General features: G+C 48.0%; 1 rRNA gene. It reads right to left on the bottom strand.

The window, feature by feature from the left end:
• Positions 1-2,256: ribosomal RNA gene (locus tag B5D48_RS08985) — 23S ribosomal RNA — on the bottom strand; the annotation flags it as partial.

Here is a 2,256-nt window from a genome sequence, read left to right as displayed (position 1 = left end):
CCCTTGGGACCTTCTCCAGCCCCAGGATGTGACGAGCCGACATCGAGGTGCCAAACCGCTCCGTCGATATGAGCTCTTGGGAGCGATCAGCCTGTTATCCCCGGAGTACCTTTTATCCTTTGAGCGATGGCCCTTCCATACGGAACCACCGGATCACTATGCTCTAGTTTCCTACCTGTGCGACTTGTTTGTCTCCCAGTCAAGCACCCTTGTGCCATTACACTCTACGACCGGTTACCAATCGGCCTGAGGGTACCTTTAGAAGCCTCCGTTACGCTTTTGGAGGCGACCACCCCAGTCAAACTACCTACCATACATTGTCCTTGATCTACAAGTTAGAACCCAAATGTCAAAAGGGCCGTATTTCAACAGCGACTCCTTGATGACTGGCGTCACCAACTCTCAGTCTCCGGCCTATCCTACACATCTGACACCCAAATCCAATGTAAAGCTATAGTAAAGGTTCACGGGGTCTTTTCGTCCCGTTGCGGGTAATCGGCATCTTCACCGATACTACAATTTCACCGAGCTCGCGGTTGAGACAGTGCCCAGATCGTTACACCATTCGTGCAGGTCGGAACTTACCCGACAAGGAATTTCGCTACCTTAGGACCGTTATAGTTACGGCCGCCGTTTACCGGGGCTTCAATTCAAAGCGTCTCTTGCGATAACTTCTCCTCTTAACCTTCCGGCACCGGGCAGGTGTCAGGCTATATACAGCATGTTTCCATTTAGCATAGCCATATGTTTTTGTTAAACAGTCGCCTGGGCCTATTCTCTGCGGCCACACTAACAGTGTGGCGTCCTTTTTCCCGAAGTTACAGGACTATTTTGCCTAGTTCCTTAACCGCGAATATCTCGAGCGCCTTAGTATACTCAACCCAACTACCTGTGTCGGTTTACGGTACGGGTAATGGTACAATATGTTTAGCAGATTTTCTTGGTAGTATGGTTACGAGAAATATCCGATTGTATAAATACGCTCGGTACTATCAGGTTCGAATCTCAGTGCGGATTTGCCTACACCAATCAACTTCTACTCCCTTCAACCAACTATTCCGTCAGTCGGCTCCTCTGTCACTCCTACGTCTCCACATCACTCATACCATTAGTATGGGAATATTAACCCATTATGCCATCGGGTACGCCAAAAGGCTGCCCCTTAGGTCCCGACTAACCCTGATCCGATTAGCGTTGATCAGGAAACCTTAGTCTTTCGGCGAGGAGGTTTCTCACCCCCTTTATCGTTACTTATACCTACATTTGCTTTTCCAATCCGTCCAACAAGAATCAATCCTTATCTTCAACCAAATTGGAATGCTCCCCTACCGATCTTTGCAGATCCCACAGCTTCGGTAACCGACTTATGCCCGATTATTATCCACGCCAAAATCCTCGACTAGTGAGCTGTTACGCACTCTTTAAATGAATGGCTGCTTCCAAGCCAACATCCTAGCTGTCTATGCATCTTGACTTCGTTTATTCAACTGAGCCGGTATTTTGGGACCTTAGCTGATGGTCCGGATTCTTCTCCTCTCGGACATGGACCTTAGCACCCATGCCCTCACTCCTGTAATATATGAACTGCGCATTCGGAGTTTGTCTGGACTTGATAGGCGGTGAAACCCTCGCATCCAATCAGTCGCTCTACCTCACAGTCAAAAAATACAAGGCTGCACCTAAATGCATTTCGGGGAGTACGAGCTATCTCCAAGTTTGATTAGCCTTTCACCCCTACCCTCAGTTCATTCGAAAGCTTTTCAACGCTTAACGATTCGATCCTCCAGTTAGTGTTACCTAACCTTCAACCTGACCAAGGGTAGATCACTTGGTTTCGCGTCTTCTCCATCCGACTATACGCTGTTTAAAACTCGCTTTCGCTACGGCTCCGGTGATTAACACCTTAACCTCGCCGAATAGAAAAACTCGTAGGTTCATTATGCAAAAGGCACGCAGTCACCAATATAATATCGGCTCCTACCGCTTGTAGGCAGACGGGTTCAGGATCTATTGCACTCCTCTGTTCGAGGTTCTTTTCACCTTTCCCTCACGGTACTGGTTCACTATCGGTCTCTCAGACATATTTAGCCTTACGGGATGGGCCCCGCTAATTCACGCAAGATTTCTCGTGTCCCGCGCTACTCAGGATACTCCTAAAACTCTAACCCAGCTTTAAAATACGGGACTATCACCCCCTATGGTGCGCATTTCCATACGCTTCTTCTAACTGTGTAAAATCTATATCGAAGTCCTATT

Source organism: Porphyromonas crevioricanis (assembly GCF_900167225.1).
Classification (GTDB): domain Bacteria; phylum Bacteroidota; class Bacteroidia; order Bacteroidales; family Porphyromonadaceae; genus Porphyromonas; species Porphyromonas crevioricanis.
Note: the sequence above shows the minus strand (reverse complement) of the source record. Positions and strands in the feature narration are given on the sequence as shown.